Raw genomic sequence first — 16,213 nt, 5'->3', positions numbered from 1 at the left:
TGGTTATTGCCGACTTACACGGTCAAATCGACAATATCTTCAAATTCGTTGATGGCATTGATTTCAGTACCCATGGCAATATTGGTGACCCGTTCAAGGATGACCTCGACCACAACCGGTACAGAAAATGCTTCCATCAAGCGGCGTGCCTCGGCAAAGCCTGTTGCCAGCTGTTCCGGGTCAGTCACTCGTACCGCTTTACAGCCCAACCCTTCCACTACCTTGACGTGATCAACACCATAGCTACCAAGCTCTGGAGCGTTGATGTTCTCGAAACTCAGTTGTACGCAGTAGTCGATATCGAACTGACGTTGTGCCTGGCGAATAAGCCCCAGATAGCTGTTGTTAACCAACACATGAATGTATGGGATGCGGAACTGCGCGCCGACGGCGAGCTCTTCCACCATGAACTGGAAGTCATAATCCCCGGAGATGGCGACCACTTCGCGTGTGGAATCCGCCACCTTGGCACCAAGTGCCGCGGGAATGGTCCAGCCCAGTGGTCCAGCCTGGCCGCAGTTGATCCAGTTGCGAGGCTGATAAACATGCAGGAACTGGGCCGCAGCAATCTGCGACAGACCGATGGTGCTGACATAGCGGACATCGCGCCCAAAATGGCGATTCATCTCTTCATACACGCGCATCGGTTTGATTGGCGTGTCGGCGTGATCCGAACGTCGCAACATGCTGGCCTTTCGCTGCTGGCACGCCTGCAGCCAGTCATGCCGAATGGTCAAGCGCCCTTGGGAACGCCATTCACGTGCCACTTCAATCATTAGTTCCAATGCCATGGCAGCATCAGAGGTGATACCAAAATCGGGGGCGAATACCCGTCCGATCTGGGTGGGTTCAATGTCGATGTGAACGAATTTGCGGCCCTGGGTATAGACCTCGACCGAGCCGGTATGCCTGTTGGCCCAGCGGTTTCCGATACCAAAGACAAAATCAGCAGCCAGAAGAGTGGCATTGCCATAGCGATGTGAGGTTTGCAGTCCCACCATACCGGCCATCAGCGGATGGTCATCAGGAATGCAGCCCCATCCCATCAGGGTAGGAATCACCGGAATCTGAACAATTTCGGCAAACTCGGTCAGCATTGCGGAGGCATTGGCATTGATCACGCCACCACCGGCGACAATTACCGGACGCTCGGCGTCCAACAGCATTGCGAGTGCCTTTTCAACCTGTGCACGCGTGGCACGTGGCTTGAATGCCGGCATCGGTTGGTAGGTTTCCGGATCGAATTCAATTTCAGTCATTTGCACATCAAAAGGCAGGTCCAGCAATACCGGACCAGGGCGCCCTGAACGCATAAAATGAAATGCCTGTTGCAATGCGCCTGGCAGTTGCGCAGCTTCCATCACGGTAGTCGCCCATTTGGACACCGGACGTGCAATTTCCTTGATATCCACTGCCTGGAAATCTTCCTTGTGCAAGCGTGAGCGTGGTGCCTGCCCGGTTATGCACAGGATGGGAATGGAGTCCGCTGCTGCCGAGTACAAGCCGGTAATCATGTCGGTCCCTGCCGGACCTGAGGTACCAATGCAGACACCGATGTTGCCAGCCCGTGCCCGCGTAAAACCTTCTGCCATGTGCGATGCACCTTCAACATGGCGTGCCAGAAAATGGCGTATGCCACCTATCTTCTTCATGGCGGCATACATGGGATTGATCGCAGCACCGGGTACACCAAAGGCAGTGGTCACCCCTTCCTTGATCAGCACGTGTACTGCAGCCTCGATTGCTCGCATTTTGGCCATTGGATAGCTCCTAGGTTAAGCAGGCCTCACCACACTGGTTGCAGCCTATTTGTTTGGAGACTATCCTGCGCAACAATTTTCAGTCAATGGCAAATGGAAGTGGTTTCCATTTTTGGAAAATTACATGAAATATCGTTTATTTTCATCAAGTTAGTGAATTTTCATTTATGGTAAAACAGACCAATTCATTACTTTTCAAACTTGAAAACCTCCTATCCAGGCAGTTATTACACTCAGCTGTACCTAAGGCGTAAAATTGCACAGCACACAGCGCCCAATCCACAATCAACAACGAGGATTTATGAGCAAAGCCGATACACTTCCCGCCCGTGGCAATACACGCAAGCGTACCGATGGCCAGGTGGCCAACACAGGCCAAGTGCAATCGCTAACCCGGGGGCTGGTTTTGCTTGAGCGCATTGCAGAAGCACCGGCTGGTATCATGCTGACCGATCTTTCGATGCAGGTTGGGCTGCCAAACTCCACGACACATCGCTTGCTGACCACCATGCAGCAAATGGGTTTTGTTCAACAGACTGGAGAGCTGGGGCTGTGGAGCATAGGCGTCCGCGCCTTTACCGTCGGGAGTGGCTTTCTGAGCAGCCGCGACTTGTCCACGCTGGCAATGCCGATCTTGCGACAAGTGATGGAGGCGGCGGGTGAAACCAGCAATCTGGTGGTTTTCGACACTGACGCCTGGCAAAGCGTCGTGGTGGGACAAGTGCAATGCCGCGAGCTGATGCGCATGCTCGCACCGATAGGCGGACGACTTCCCCTGCATGCATCAGGAGCAGGCAAGGCATTTCTCGCAGCGCAGGATGAAGCGCACATTGGCCGCATCTTGCAGAAGACCGGTCTGCCTCTGTTTACCGGGAATACCATCACGACCGCGGCAAGGCTGAAAGAGGAGATGGCACAAATCCATAAACAGGGATTTGCTGTTGATGACGGTGAGCATGCAGTTGGCCTGCGCTGTGTTGCCAGTTGCATTTACGATGAATCTGGCAATGCGTTTGCCGCTATCTCGGTTTCCGGACCTGCATCGCGCATTCCAGATGAGCGCATCACCCACCTGGGCTCTCTGGTGATGCGGGCTGCTGGCGAAATCACCCGTTTGTATGGCGGAAAAGCAAGAAAGCCCAGCTGATTGCCGCCGCCAAATAAAAAAGGCTCTGCCAATGCAGAGCCTTTTCTTTGACTGGATGAACCAAAACTATTGCGGATCTCGCAAACCCGGTGGCAGGGCAAACACGGTGGACTCTTCCACACCACTGAGTTCAGACACACTTTCAGCACCATAGCTGCGAATCTGTTCGATAACCGCCTGGACCAGCACTTCCGGAGCGCTAGCCCCCGCAGTGACACCAACCCGCTGCTTGCCGTCAAACCACTCTGGCTTGAGCAAAGAAGCATTGTCCACCATATACGCGTCCACGCCTCGCAATGCAGCAACTTCGCGCAGGCGATTGGAGTTGGAGCTATTGGGCGAGCCAACTACCACGATGATGTCGCACTGGTCGGACAGTACCTTGACCGCATCCTGACGATTCTGCGTGGCATAGCAGATATCGTCCTTTTTCGGGCTGGTAATGGCGGGAAAGCGCTGCTTGAGTGCTGTGATGATGTCCCGTGTCTCGTCGACGGAAAGCGTGGTCTGGCTGACATAAGACAGCGCCGAAGGATTGCGCACTTCAAGGCGGGCAACATCTTCAACACTTTCCACCAGATACATGCCGCTATCCACCTGCCCCATGGTTCCTTCGACTTCAGGATGGCCGGCATGACCAATCATGATGATTTCCATCGCGGCCTTGTGCATGCGCTTCACTTCGACATGCACCTTGGTCACTAGCGGACAGGTTGCGTCAAACACTTGCAAGCCGAGGGCCTCGGCTTCGGCACGTACAGCCAGCGGCACACCATGAGCGGAATACACCAGTGTGCTGCCGGCGGGTACGTCTTTCAGCTCTTCGATGAAAATGGCACCTTTGGCACGCAGGTTTTCCACGACAAAGCGGTTGTGCACCACTTCATGCCTGACATAAATGGGAGCGCCAAACTTCTCGATGGCACGCTCGACGATGGCGATGGCCCGATCCACCCCGGCACAAAAGCCACGCGGGTTGGCCAGCATAATGGTCTTCGTCATCTGTAGTCCTTGCAAAACGCCACCACACGATGGGTGGCAAAAACAGGTTCAATGCGCTCTGGGTTGCTTCAGGCTGTCGAGCACCATCAGCACGGCACCGACACAAATGAAGGAATCTGCCAGATTAAAAGCAGGGTAATACCAGCTGTGCTGGTAATGCACGAGGATGAAATCGACCACATGACCATAGGCCAGCCGATCTATCACATTCCCGATGGCACCGCCCATGATGAAGCTGGCAGCAATATTCATCAGACGGCCAAAGCGCCCCCTGATGATGTTCCAGCCCAGATAGGCTGAAACACCAAGCGCCAGCAGGGTGAACAAATACTTCTGCCAGCCACCTGCATCACGCAGGAAACTGAATGCAGCGCCCGGGTTGTAAATCAGGGTGAAGCTGAAATAGCCAGGAATGACATCCCGCATTTCACCAAACTGGTACTGCGTATTGAAATAAATCTTGGAGAGCTGGTCCAGAACGATGACCAGCAATGCCAGCCCCATCCATTTGCTCCAGACTCTGGCGTGAGGCACCTGCATGACAGATTCCATTTGATGACTTCCTTACCGGTCTATCCCCCGGAACCTGTCCGGGGGATGCTCGGGAACAATCAGGCGTGCGCTCTGACTTCACCCTTGCCATCGATATTATCGACGCAACGTCCACATACTGTGCCATGACCGGCATGAGACCCTACATCGGCCCGATAGTGCCAGCAGCGATCACATTTCTGGTGTGCAGAAGGTGTCACGGTGATACGAGTCTCTTCGGCCTCACGGACGCGCGCGGCCGATACGATGAGCACAAACTTGAGGTCGTCACCCAGGCTGGCCAGTTGCTGGTACAAATCACCGGCGGCCTCGATATCCAGCTCGGCTTGCAAGGAGGAACCCAGCTGGTCGGCACTGCGCAGCTCTTCAATCTGCTTGTTGACCTGGGCGCGCAGACTGCGAATGGCTTGCCACTTCTGCTGCAAGGCTTGCTCGCTGGCCGCGGTGAGTGCAGGAAACTCATGCCAGGTGTGGTACAGGGTGGACTCTTCATCACTCTTGGTGAGGACTTCCCAGGCTTCATCTGCGGTGAAGCACAATACCGGTGCAATCAACAACAGCAAGCTGCGGCTCAGATGATAGAGCGCTGTCTGGGCGCTGCGGCGGGCATGACTGTCCGCCTTGGTGGTGTACAGACGGTCCTTGATGATGTCCAGATAGAAAGCACCCAGGTCTTCCGAGCAGTAATTCACCACTTCCTGCATGGCATGGTGGAAGGCATAACGGGTGTACAGTTCGCCCGCCACTTTTTCCTGAACCTGACGCGACATCAGCAGGGCGTATTGATCCAGCTCCAGCATTTCACCAAACGGCACGGCATTTTCCAGCGGATCGAAATCCGACAGGTTGGCCAGCAGGAAGCGCAGGGTATTACGCAGGCGGCGGTAGCTTTCGGTCACCCGCTTGAGGATTTCATCGGAAATCGCCAGTTCACCGGAGTAATCGGTGGAGGCCACCCACAGACGCAGAATGTCGGCACCCAGGCTGTCATTCACCTTTTGCGGCGCTACGACATTACCTTTGGACTTGGACATCTTCAGGCCCTTGCCATCCACTACGAAACCATGGGTCAGCAATTGCTTGTACGGTGCGCGACCAATGGTGGCGCAACCTGTCAGCAGGGAGGACTGGAACCAGCCGCGGTGCTGGTCACTACCTTCCAAATACAGGTCGGCAGGCCAAGCCAGTTCCGGGCGCTGCTTGAGCACGGCAAAGTGGGTGGAACCTGAGTCGAACCACACGTCCAGGGTATCGGACAGTTTGCGATACTCGGCGGCTTCGCTACCCAGCAGCTCCTGTGCATCCAGGCTGAACCAGGCTTCGATACCCTGCTGTTCAATGCGCAGTGCCACTTCTTCCAGCAAGGCCAGTGAACGCGGATGCAGCTCGCCCGTTTCCTTGTGCACGAAGAAGGTCATCGGCACGCCCCAGTTACGCTGGCGCGATACACACCAGTCCGGACGGTTACCAATCATGGCTTCCAGGCGCGCACGCCCCCATGCCGGGAAGAATTCGGTTGCATCGACCGCGCTCTTGGCACGCTCGCGCAGTGCCACGCCATCCTTGCCCTGCTTGTCCATGCCGATGAACCACTGGGCCGTCGCACGGAAGATGATGGGTGTCTTGTGACGCCAGCAATGCGGGTAGCTATGCAGCAAACGGGCCTGATGAATCAGGGTGCCATATTGTTCCAGCGTTTCGATGACTTTGGGATTGGCTTCCCATACCGACAGACCGGCAAACAGTTCGGTAGTGGACTTGTAGCGGCCATCATCGGCAACCGGGTTATCAATCGGCAGGCCGTATTGCTGACCGACCTGGAAGTCTTCCAGGCCATGTGCAGGGGCGGTATGCACCAGGCCGGTACCGGCATCGGTAGTGACGTGGTCACCACAGATGACAGGCACGCTGCGGCCATAGAACGGATGCTGCAATTGCAGCATTTCGAGCTTGTCGCCGGTAGTCTCTGCCAGCACCTTGGCATCAGCAAAACCGTAGCGCTGCAGTGCAGACTCGGCCAGTTCCTTGACCAGAATCAGCTTGCCCTTGGGGGTATCAATCAACTGGTAAGTCAGCGCAGCACTGACTGCCACCGCCTGGTTGGCCGGCAGTGTCCACGGTGTGGTGGTCCAGATAACGGCCATGGCACCGGCCACCTGCTCGGCAGTCAGGCCGAATGCAGCCGCCAGCTTGTCCTGATCCAGCACACGGAAACCAACATCGATTGCCGGGGAGTTCTTGTCTTCGTACTCAACCTCGGCTTCAGCCAGTGCGGAGCCGCACTCGATGCACCAGTGCACGGGCTTTTCGCCCTTGAACAAATAACCGTTGCTGTAAATCGTGCCCAGCGTGCGCACGATGTCAGCCTCGGTCTTGAAATCCATGGTCAGGTAGGGATTCTCCCAGTCACCCAGTACGCCCAGGCGAATGAAGTCCTTCTTCTGACGGGCAATCTGCTCCTTGGCATATTCGCGGCACAGCTCGCGAAACTTGGCGGCAGGAATGGATTTGCCATGCAGCTTCTCCACCATCAACTCGATCGGCAGACCATGGCAGTCCCAGCCCGGCACATACGGGGCATCAAAACCTGCCAGCGTCTTGGAGCGGACAATGATGTCTTTCAATACCTTATTGACCGCATGACCGATATGAATGTCGCCGTTGGCATACGGCGGGCCATCATGCAGGATGAATTTCGGGCGACCGGCAGACAATTTGCGCACTTTGTCATAGCGCTTCTGTTCCTGCCAACGCTTGACCCAGGCAGGTTCGCGTTTGGCCAGATCCCCTCGCATGGCGAACGGGGTATCCAGCAGGTTGACGGTTTTACGGTAATCGATGCTCATGCCTGCTCTCGCTGCAAACTGGTCAAATAAGTATGGGCACTGGCAGCGTCTCGTTCTATCTGCGCTACCAATGCCGGTAAATTGTCGTAGCGCTCTTCATCGCGCAACTTCTTCAGGAAATGCACCGTGACACGCTGGCCATAGAGATCGCCGGCAAAATCAAACAGGTGCGCTTCCAGTTTGTAATCACTGCTATTGCTGACCGTAGGGTTGAGCCCCAGACTGGCCACCCCGCCCTTGCGTCCGAACGGGGTATCTACTTCTACCACAAACACACCTTGCAAAGCGGGTTTCAGGTGTGGCAAATGCACATTGACCGTGGGGAAACCAATGGTGCGCCCCAGCTTCTGCCCATGCATGACCTTGCCGGAGATCTGGTAGCGCCGTCCCAGCAATGCATTGGCTGCGTCCAGGTCTCCCAAGGCTAGTCGTTCGCGCACCAGCGTGCTGGATGCGCGTTCTCCCTGTACCAGAACCGATGGCATCGCTTCAGTCACAAAATGCGGACAGGCGGACAACAGTTGAAAATTGCCCTGGCGCGCAGCACCAAACTGAAAGTCATCGCCGATCAGCAGATAGCGCGTTTTCAGGTCCCGAACCAGAACATCCTGGATAAAATCCTGCGCAGTCATGCTCGCAAAACGCTGATTGAAGCGAAAGACAAACACATAATCCAGCAAGCCAGAGGCTTGCAGGACATTCAGCTTGTCGCGCAAGGTGGACAAGCGGGCGGGAGGATTACTTCGGGTAAAGAACTCACGAGGATGCGGCTCGAATGTCAGCAAGGCTGTGGGCAAGGCGCGCGCGGTAGCCTCGTCCTTGAGACGCCGCAGCATGTGCTGATGGCCAAGATGCACACCATCAAAGTTCCCAATGGTCAATGCACAGCCAGCGAGCCCGAAACGTCGTGGATCTCCTAGAAATACCTGCATCTGACGCCTAGCATCCTGAAAACTTATGATTGTAGCCGCCGGCAAGCAGTAGCGTCCAGCCATGTAATCAGAAGTGACAAAACAAAAAAGCCCCACGTTTGTGGGGCTTTTCGGTGTTTACCAGCGCAAATTACTTGGTGGTAACTTTAACGGCGTCGATTACAACATCAACACGACGATCCGGCTCGATGCAGGCCTTGATTTCAGCATTCTGCTTCTTGTTCTTGGCGTATTTCGGGAACTTGGCCTTGCACTCGTCGGTCATCTTGGCATCAGCCTTGCCCTTGCCTACGGCAGTAACCTTCTCAGCCGGTACACCAGCGTCAACGAAGTAAGCCTTAACAGCATCAGCACGCTTCTGGGACAGAGCGTTGTTCAGCTTGTCGGAACCCATGAAGTCGGTGTAACCGTCGATTTCAACACCGTTCAGATGACCTTCACCAGCGTGAGCCTTCAGCTTGGCAACCAGCGGATCCAGTTCGCTCTTGGCATCCGGACGCAGGGTAGCCTTGTCGAAGTTGAACAGTACCTTGGCGGACAGGGTTACATGTTCCTTCACGGAAACCGGGGCAGCCTTCGGAGCTTCAGCTACCGGAGCAGCCGGTTTGGCAGCTTCGCGATCACCACACTCAACCAGGCCTTCCTTGGCCTTGTCGAAGTAAGCGGTATGCCAGCATTCGCCGTAGTTGTTACGGGAAACGGCATCGGTGGATTGATCAACGGTGTAGCCCGGCTTAGCTGCGAACGCGCTAGCGGAAACCAGCAGAGCAGCAACCAAGGCGCTCAGTTTCAGCTGTTTAGTCATATTATTCCCTCTTTTATCTATGAATCGGTATTGATGCGGTTGACGCAAACACCACGCGGACAATTCTACTGCAAACAACAGGGTAAGCGCCAAACTGTGTTTATGCAGTTAACGGGCACTATAGAAATGCGTCTATCCGGTGTCAACACAGCACGACGGCAAAAGCCGCGGAATTGTTGCAGAAAAGCATCATAAATCTGCAGCCAGGCCGTCATTCTGTCTCATTCACACGACACTATCACTGAGATGTTACACGCCGACGAAACAGCGGAACAGGTTCCCTGTGTGTCGATTGGTAACGTTCTGTGAAGGTGTCATATCCGGCCAGCGCACCATCAGTGTCCTTGCCATCCTTGATTTCGAAGGCATTGAAGCCGACTTGCCACAGATAGTGCAGCAAATCCACCCATACGTCGCCGAGCGCTCTTAGCTCACCGGCATAGCTGTAGCGCTCCCGCAACAAGCGACCGAGACTGTAACCGCGACCATCCGTAAAGGCCGGGAAATCGACCGCAACCAGAGGCAAGTCCGGCAAATCAGCGGCCAACAAGGCCGGATCGGCATCCGGAGCCAGCCACACTGCCGTTTTGCCAACCCGGCCCTGCCAGGCAGACTTGTCCGCCAGCCACAATGCAAGGGGAACGATCACATCGACATCCGCAGCCACTTGCGGGTATTGGCCTTGCTCATCAGCACGCAATACCTGCCAGCTGTCCTGCGTAATTTGTCCATCCTTAATGATGCTTCGCATACACGCGCTCCTTGAAGGGGTCGAGGCCGATACGGCGTACGGTTTCAATAAAGCGCTCTCCGTTTGTGCGCTGCTCCAGATAGACCGTCATGATTTTTTCAAAAGCCAGTGGCACATCCGCCTGGGCAAAGGAGGGGCCGATTACCTTGCCGATGGTGGTATGACTTCCCTGACTGCCGCCCAGCGTGATCTGATACCACTCCTCACCATTCTTATCCACACCAAGAATACCGATATTACCGATGTGATGGTGACCGCAAGCGTTCATGCAGCCGGAGAAATTGCAATCGATCTCGCCGAGGTCGAACAGGTAATCCAGATCCTCAAAGCAGGTCTGGATGGCTTCGGCAACCGGAATGGAACGCGCATTGGCCAGGCTGCAGAAGTCACCGCCAGGGCAGCAGATGATGTCGGTGAGCAAGCCGATATTGGGGGTGGCAAAACCCTGGCTCTTGGCCAGTTGCCATACTTCATACAAGTCCCGTTCGCGTACATCCGGCAGGATCAGGTTCTGCTCATGCGCCACACGAAGCTCACCATAACCAAAGCGGTCAGCCCAGTCGGCAGCGGCGTCCATCTGTTCTGCGGTGATATCGCCCGGCGGTACGCCGGTCTTCTTCAATGACAGTACGACAGAACGATAACCGGCCTGTTTGTGAGGACGGGTGTTGCGCTCCAGCCAACGGGCAAATGCAGGCTCTGCAGCCAGTTTTTCTGTCAGTTCTGGCGGATTGGACTGCAGCACCTCATAGGCCGGATCGGTGAAGTAACTGGCGTAATGGGCCACATCCACATCGCGCAGGGTGGATGGGCCATCTTTCAGATGCAGCCATTCGTCTTCGACCTTGGCAGCAAAGCCCTCAACAGTCATGGCTTTGACCAGAATCTTGATCCGCGCCTTGTACTTGTTGTCACGGCGACCAAAACGGTTATAAACGCGCAGCACCGCATCCAGATAGGTCAGCAGATGGCGGGTGGGCAGGAATTCCTTCACCACCTCGCCAACAATCGGGGTACGCCCCAGACCACCGCCGACAATCACCTTGAAGCCGACTTCACCTGCCTCATTGCGCACGACATGCAGGCCAATGTCGTGAACTTGCGTTGCGGCACGGTCTTCCACGCTGCCGGATACGGCAATCTTGAACTTGCGCGGCAGGAAGGCAAATTCCGGGTGCAGAGTGCTCCACTGGCGGATGATTTCGCAGTAGGCACGCGGATCGAGCAATTCGTCCTGGGCGACGCCGGCAAAGGCATCCGTGGTGGTATTGCGCACGCAGTTGCCGGAAGTCTGGATGGCATGCATTTCCACTTCGGCCAGTTCGGCCAGAATATCAGGCACGCGCGCCAGTTCCGGCCAGTTGAACTGGATGTTCTGACGCGTGGTGAAGTGTGCGTAGTTCCTGTCGTAGGTGCGGGCAATGTGCGCTAGCTTGCGCAGCTGACGGCTGGACAGGTGACCATAGGGAATGGCCACACGCAGCATGGGCGCATGGCGCTGCACATACAGGCCATTCATCAGGCGCAGTGGGCGGAATTCATCTTCAGTCAGCGCGCCGCTCAGAAAGCGCTGGGTCTGATCGCGAAACTGTTCAACTCTCTCGCGCACAATGCGATGGTCGACTTCATCATAACGGTACATGGTTGCTTGTCCTTGGGTAAGGTTGGCCTGGTAGGAACGGCCAGCCTTATGCTGGGCGCTTGAGAGGACTGGATTTGATGTGCAGTCCGCACTCTTTCGATTCCGGGTTTTCCCACCACCAGCGTCCGGCTCGCACATCTTCGCCAACGGTGATGGCGCGAGTGCAAGGAGCGCAGCCGATGGAAGGATATCGCTGATCATGCAGGGCGTTGTACGGTACATCGTTGCGGCGGATGTACTCCCATACTTCGGCCTCGGTCCACTCGATCAGCGGATTGAATTTCATCAAGCCGTTGTCTGCGTCAAACTCCTGATTACCCAGGTCTTGCCGGGTGGGCGACTGTTCGCGTCGCAGGCCGGTAATCCATGCCGACTTGCCTGCCAGGGCGCGCTTCAGCGGCTCGATCTTGCGGATCTGGCAACAGGACTTGCGCAATTCAACGCTTTGATAGAAACCGTTGATGCCATGCGTGTTGACATAACTTTCGGTTGCAGCGGTTTCCGGGAAGTAAACCTTGACCGCTACCGCAGGATAACGCTCGGCAACCTGCTGCATCAGGGTATAGGTTTCGGCAGGCAGGCGACCGGTGTCCAGGCTGAACACCTGCAGCGGCAGGGACAGGCGGGCGATCAGGTCGGTCAGCACCATGTCTTCGGCACCATAGCTGTTGGCCAGCACTGCGTCAGGGTGTTTGGCGGCAATTTCGGTCAACAGGGCTTGAGTTGCTGCAAGTTTTACATCCAGGCTCATCGAGCGCTCCACGAATAGGTAAAGTCTGGCTAGGGCATCATCCTACCCAAGCCCTATATAAACCTAAAAGAATATTGTGTTAGTATTTAATGCCTACAGGTTTTATGGAATATGCCCGTCTTATGAAACTGCAACAGCTGCGCTATCTGGTCGAAGTGGCCAAACAGGGTCTGAACGTGTCCGAAGCGGCAGAGAAACTGCACACTTCGCAACCGGGCATTTCCAAACAAATCCGCTTGCTGGAAGACGAGCTGGGCATCCAGGTGTTCATCCGCAATGGCAAGCGCGTGGTTTCGGTATCCGAACCGGGCAAGGAAGTGTTGCGCATTTCCGAGCGCATCCTGCGCGAAGCGCAGAACCTGAAGCGCGTCGGGGATGAATTCTCGCGCGAATCGGAAGGTGCGCTCACCATTGCCACCACCCACACCCAGGCACGCTACGCCCTGCCTCCCACCATTGCCGCTTTCGTGCAACGCTATCCCAAGGTCAAGCTGTCGATCAAGCAAGGCAGCCCCACCCAGATTTGCGAGATGGTTGTTTCTGGCGAGGCAGACCTGGCTGTCGCCACCGAGGGCATCGCTCTTTATAAAGAGCTGGCCATGCTGCCTTGCTACGAGTGGAACCGCTCGGTGGTTGTCCCGCAAGATCACCCCTTGTTGCAGCTGGATCGTCCACTCACCCTGGCTGACATCGCCAGCTATCCGATTGTCACCTACGACTTTGCCTTTGCCGGCCGTTCCAAGATCAACAAAGCCTTTGCCGACCAGGGCCTCAGCCCCAATGTCGTGCTGACCGCCATCGATACTGATGTGATCAAGACCTATGTTGCCCTGGGCCTGGGCATCGGCATCATCGCCAGCATGGCATTCGAGCCCAATCGTGATGCCGGCTTGCGCATTATCGACGCAGGACATCTGTTCGAGCCGTCCACTACCAAGATCGGCATTCGCAAGGACGCCTACCTGCGCGGCTTTGCCTATACCTTTGTCGAACTGTTTGCGCCGCATCTGCACCGCCGCGAAGTGGAAGCAGCCCTGCTTGCCCATGACAGCGATCTGGACGACTAAGACCCGAAACACCCCTCCATTCCAGCGTTGTGCCTTCCTGCTTCAGGGGCGCAGTACTATTTTATTAGCCACTGCACACAGCAGGCTCAACGCTCCGACAAGCAAACGCCCCGGCATGCCGGGGCGTTTTTGCTGCGTCGACCTGCTGCTGCTTACAGAGTCAGGCCGCCGGTTACTTCAATGGCGGCACCATTGATATAGCTGGCTTCGTCCGATGCCAGGAAGGCATAGACGTTGGCGATTTCGCTCGGGTCCGCCATACGCTTCATCGGCACCTTGTCTTCCATGGCCTGGATGACTTTTTCCGGCATGGATTTCAGAATGGGCGTTGCCACAAAGCCCGGGCATACGGCGTTGGCACGGATGCCTTTCTTGCCCAATTCCTTGGCCCAGGTTTTGACAAAGCCGATCACGCCAAACTTGGTGGCTGCGTAGTTGGTCTGGCCAAAGTTGCCATATACGCCAACAACGGAGGAGGCGTTCAGGATCACACCGCCACCCTGTTCAACCATGGTATCCACCACGGCGCGGGCGCAGTTGTAAACGCCCTTCAGGTTGATGTCGATCACCTTGTCGAACTGGTCGTCGGTCATCTTGATCAGCTGGGCATCCATCACGATACCAGCATTGTTGACCAGCACGTCGATGCGGCCAAAACGGTTTTTCAGATCGCCAACCATATCGGCAATCTGCGCCTTGTCCGTTACATTGACCTGGTAGCCGACAGCTTCCCCGCCCAGAGCCTTGAGTTCTTCCACCACAACATTGACGGCATCGATGTTCAGGTCACAGACGGCAACAATGGCACCTTCCTTGACAAACTTCTCTGCAGTCGCCTTACCGATACCGCTGGCAGCGCCAGTGATGATGGAGACTTTCCCTTTCAATCGCATGGTTCTTCCTTCATTAACTTGAGGTTGCAGGCAACCCGGTGTCGGTCGACTTTCGGGCTCCACCATCGACCCATTCAAGATCGGGTTCCTGTTTGGTCTTGTCGTTATTATGTTTTTGCTACAAAAAACGGGAGCATCGTGTGCTATTTTGCAGCGCAACACGATGTCGCACTGCAATATAGCGCACCTGCTCCCGTCGGTAAAGCAATCGCTCTAGCCCGCCTGTCAACAGGACAAAGGCATTGAATAAAGAGCGATTTCCGGCTTATTCCAGACCCTTGCTGGCCAGGTAGTCTTCGTAATTGCCGGTGTAGTAGTCATAACCACCCTTGCCATCCAGCTCCAGCACATGGGTAGCCAGCGAGCTGACGAACTGACGGTCGTGCGAGACGAAAATCAGCGTGCCCTTGTACTTTTCCAGCGCCATGTTCAGGGATTCGATCGACTCCATGTCCATGTGGTTGGTCGGTTCGTCCATGATCATCACGTTCGGCTTTTGCAGGATCAGCTTGCCATACAGCATGCGACCCTTTTCACCACCGGAGAGAACACGTACCGGCTTGGTCACTTCGTCACCGCCGAACAGCAGACGGCCGAGCGTGCCACGGATGACCTGCTCGTCGTCCCCCTCCTGACCCCACTCGCGCATCCACTCGGTCAGGTTCATGTCGGTGTCGAAGTCGGCTTCGTGATCCTGCGCGAAATAGCCGATCTGGGCTTTTTCCGCCCATTTGATATTGCCGTAGTCCGCAGTCAGTCCTTCGGCAAAAGCGGGTTCGAACGCACCAGCCAGCAGCTTGACCAGCGAGGTTTTACCCGCGCCGTTAGGGCCGATCACAGCCAGGCGGGCACCGGCTTCCAGGATGAAGCTCATGTCCTTGAACAACACCTTGTTGTCGTAGGCCTTGCTCAGGTTTTCCACTTCAACGGCCTGACGATGCAGCTTGAACTTGTCGTCGGTCTCGAAACGGATGAACGGGTTTTGGCGGCTGGAAGGCTTCACCTCCACCATTTCCGACTTCAACTTGTCCACCTGCTTCAGACGGGAAGTAGCCTGACGCGCCTTGGACTTGTTGGCCGAGAAACGGGCCACGAATTCCTGCAGTTCCTGGATACGTTCCTTGGCCTTGCTGTTGGAGGACAGCTGACGTTCGCGAGCCTGGGCCGAGGCAATCATGTAGTCATCATAATTACCCGGATAGATACGGATGGTGTTGTAGTCCAGGTCCGCCATGTGGGTACACACGGAATTCAGGAAGTGGCGGTCGTGGGAAATGATGATCATGGTGGAGTTGCGCTCGTTCAGCACATGCTCCAGCCAGCGAATGGTGTTGATGTCCAGGTTGTTGGTCGGTTCGTCCAGCAACAGGATGTCCGGGTTGGAGAACAGCGCCTGCGCCAGCAGCACACGCAGCTTCCAGCCAGGCGCCACTTCACTCATCGGACCAAAGTGCTGCTCCACCGGAATGCCCACACCCATCAGCAGTTCGCCGGCACGTGCTTCGGCAGTGTAGCCGTCATATTCGGCAAACTTGGCCTCCAGCTCGGCCGCGTGCATGTAGTCTTCTTCGGTCGCTTCGAGATTGGCATAAATGGCGTCACGCTCGCTCATTGCCGCCCACATCTCGGTATGGCCCATCATCACCACATCGATGACGCGCTGGTCTTCGTAAGCAAACTGGTCCTGACGCAGCTTACCCAGACGCAGGCCGTTTTCAATGGCCACTTCACCGCTGGTCTGCTCCAGGTCGCCACCCAGAATCTTCATGAAAGTCGATTTGCCGGAACCGTTGGCACCAATCAGGCCATAACGGTTGCCTTCGCCAAACTTGACGGAAACCTTTTCAAACAAAGGCTTCACGCCAAACTGCATGGTAATGTTGCTTGTCGTAATCACGCTTGGGATCCTTCAGCCAATCCAGCCGTAAGTATCGGAAAAACCGTGGATTCTAACACATCAGCACGACATTCCGGCGCTTGGCACCAAATGCAATGACATGCTTTTGACCCGTAGGGGAATTCCGCTACAATCGAAGACTTTGAATCCTCATCCCTAGATATAGGC

The 16,213-nt window shown here is 55.7% G+C and carries 13 protein-coding genes; 2 read left to right on the top strand and 11 right to left on the bottom strand.

The genetic code is table 11. The annotated features are described in order from the left end of the window. Window positions 1–14: 14 nt before the first annotated feature. Window positions 15–1,760, bottom strand: a complete 1,746-nt coding sequence (gcl, locus tag AWT75_RS03800) for a glyoxylate carboligase (RefSeq protein WP_062787489.1) — start codon at window positions 1,758–1,760, stop codon at window positions 15–17. A gap of 301 nt (window positions 1,761–2,061) precedes the next feature. On the opposite strand from gcl, the gene iclR reads away from it, so the two are divergent. Further along, window positions 2,062–2,907 (top strand): glyoxylate bypass operon transcriptional repressor IclR, encoded by an 846-nt coding sequence (gene iclR, locus AWT75_RS03795; protein ID WP_062787486.1) that lies wholly within the window; start codon window positions 2,062–2,064, stop codon window positions 2,905–2,907. 66 nt (window positions 2,908–2,973) lie between these two features. On the opposite strand, the gene ispH is transcribed toward iclR, so the two are convergent. From ispH to AWT75_RS03755, 8 genes are all read right to left on the bottom strand, one after another. Beyond that, on the bottom strand, window positions 2,974–3,909 hold the full coding sequence (gene ispH, locus AWT75_RS03790; protein WP_045847594.1) for a 4-hydroxy-3-methylbut-2-enyl diphosphate reductase: 936 nt from the start codon (window positions 3,907–3,909) through the stop codon (window positions 2,974–2,976). A 48-nt stretch (window positions 3,910–3,957) separates the two neighbouring features. Beyond that, entirely contained in the window at window positions 3,958–4,449 is a 492-nt protein-coding gene (gene lspA, locus AWT75_RS03785) for a signal peptidase II (RefSeq protein WP_239689453.1), read from the bottom strand. A 71-nt stretch (window positions 4,450–4,520) separates the two neighbouring features. Continuing rightward, a complete protein-coding gene (gene ileS, locus AWT75_RS03780; RefSeq protein WP_062787480.1) occupies window positions 4,521–7,307 on the bottom strand; it encodes an isoleucine--tRNA ligase in 2,787 nt (928 codons plus the stop codon). After that, window positions 7,304–8,239 (bottom strand): bifunctional riboflavin kinase/FAD synthetase, encoded by a 936-nt coding sequence (locus tag AWT75_RS03775; RefSeq protein WP_062787476.1) that lies wholly within the window; start codon window positions 8,237–8,239, stop codon window positions 7,304–7,306. The genes ileS and AWT75_RS03775 overlap by 4 nt, the downstream gene beginning before the upstream one ends. A 130-nt stretch (window positions 8,240–8,369) precedes the next feature. Then, window positions 8,370–9,044 carry an OmpA family protein gene (locus AWT75_RS03770; RefSeq protein WP_062787473.1) on the bottom strand — a complete coding sequence of 225 codons (675 nt, stop codon included), beginning with the start codon at window positions 9,042–9,044 and terminating at the stop codon, window positions 8,370–8,372. A 238-nt stretch (window positions 9,045–9,282) separates the two neighbouring features. Beyond that, window positions 9,283–9,795, bottom strand: a complete 513-nt coding sequence (locus AWT75_RS03765) for a DUF934 domain-containing protein (RefSeq protein WP_045847599.1) — start codon at window positions 9,793–9,795, stop codon at window positions 9,283–9,285. Continuing rightward, complete coding sequence (locus AWT75_RS03760; protein ID WP_062787469.1) at window positions 9,779–11,437, bottom strand: nitrite/sulfite reductase; 1,659 nt, start codon at window positions 11,435–11,437, stop codon at window positions 9,779–9,781. Before AWT75_RS03760 ends, AWT75_RS03765 begins: the two co-directional genes overlap by 17 nt. A 46-nt stretch (window positions 11,438–11,483) precedes the next feature. Beyond that, window positions 11,484–12,188, bottom strand: coding sequence for a phosphoadenylyl-sulfate reductase (locus tag AWT75_RS03755; RefSeq protein ID WP_062787466.1), 705 nt, complete (start codon window positions 12,186–12,188; stop codon window positions 11,484–11,486). A 122-nt stretch (window positions 12,189–12,310) separates the two neighbouring features. Between AWT75_RS03755 and cysB the strand changes: the two genes are divergently transcribed. Next, complete coding sequence (cysB, locus tag AWT75_RS03750; RefSeq protein WP_062787463.1) at window positions 12,311–13,255, top strand: HTH-type transcriptional regulator CysB; 945 nt, start codon at window positions 12,311–12,313, stop codon at window positions 13,253–13,255. A gap of 152 nt (window positions 13,256–13,407) precedes the next feature. Here the strand turns inward: cysB and fabG are convergent, their stop codons facing one another. Together fabG and AWT75_RS03740 are read right to left on the bottom strand one after the other, a co-directional pair. Next, window positions 13,408–14,148: a 3-oxoacyl-ACP reductase FabG gene (gene fabG, locus AWT75_RS03745; RefSeq protein ID WP_045847603.1), complete on the bottom strand. Its 741-nt coding sequence runs from the start codon at window positions 14,146–14,148 to the stop codon at window positions 13,408–13,410. Between the two features lie 265 nt (window positions 14,149–14,413). Next, window positions 14,414–16,045: an ABC-F family ATPase gene (locus AWT75_RS03740; RefSeq protein WP_045847604.1), complete on the bottom strand. Its 1,632-nt coding sequence runs from the start codon at window positions 16,043–16,045 to the stop codon at window positions 14,414–14,416. Window positions 16,046–16,213: the final 168 nt, after the last annotated feature.

It is taken from the genome of Aquitalea pelogenes, from assembly GCF_001515305.1.
Taxonomy (GTDB): Bacteria; Pseudomonadota; Gammaproteobacteria; order Burkholderiales; family Chromobacteriaceae; genus Aquitalea; species Aquitalea pelogenes.
This window is presented reverse-complemented; position numbering and strand designations above follow the sequence as displayed.

Bases quoted from the DNA above. Each gene is read 5' to 3' on its own strand.
- gcl (WP_062787489.1), bottom strand. From the start codon at position 1,760: ATGGCCAAAATGCGAGCAATCGAGGCTGCAGTACACGTGCTGATCAAG.
- iclR (WP_062787486.1), top strand. From the start codon at position 2,062: ATGAGCAAAGCCGATACACTTCCCGCCCGTGGCAATACACGCAAGCGT.
- ispH (WP_045847594.1), bottom strand. From the start codon at position 3,909: ATGACGAAGACCATTATGCTGGCCAACCCGCGTGGCTTTTGTGCCGGG.
- lspA (WP_239689453.1), bottom strand. From the start codon at position 4,449: ATGCAGGTGCCTCACGCCAGAGTCTGGAGCAAATGGATGGGGCTGGCA.
- ileS (WP_062787480.1), bottom strand. From the start codon at position 7,307: ATGAGCATCGATTACCGTAAAACCGTCAACCTGCTGGATACCCCGTTC.
- AWT75_RS03775 (WP_062787476.1), bottom strand. From the start codon at position 8,239: ATGCAGGTATTTCTAGGAGATCCACGACGTTTCGGGCTCGCTGGCTGT.
- AWT75_RS03770 (WP_062787473.1), bottom strand. From the start codon at position 9,044: ATGACTAAACAGCTGAAACTGAGCGCCTTGGTTGCTGCTCTGCTGGTT.
- AWT75_RS03765 (WP_045847599.1), bottom strand. From the start codon at position 9,795: ATGCGAAGCATCATTAAGGATGGACAAATTACGCAGGACAGCTGGCAG.
- AWT75_RS03760 (WP_062787469.1), bottom strand. From the start codon at position 11,437: ATGTACCGTTATGATGAAGTCGACCATCGCATTGTGCGCGAGAGAGTT.
- AWT75_RS03755 (WP_062787466.1), bottom strand. From the start codon at position 12,188: ATGAGCCTGGATGTAAAACTTGCAGCAACTCAAGCCCTGTTGACCGAA.
- cysB (WP_062787463.1), top strand. From the start codon at position 12,311: ATGAAACTGCAACAGCTGCGCTATCTGGTCGAAGTGGCCAAACAGGGT.
- fabG (WP_045847603.1), bottom strand. From the start codon at position 14,148: ATGCGATTGAAAGGGAAAGTCTCCATCATCACTGGCGCTGCCAGCGGT.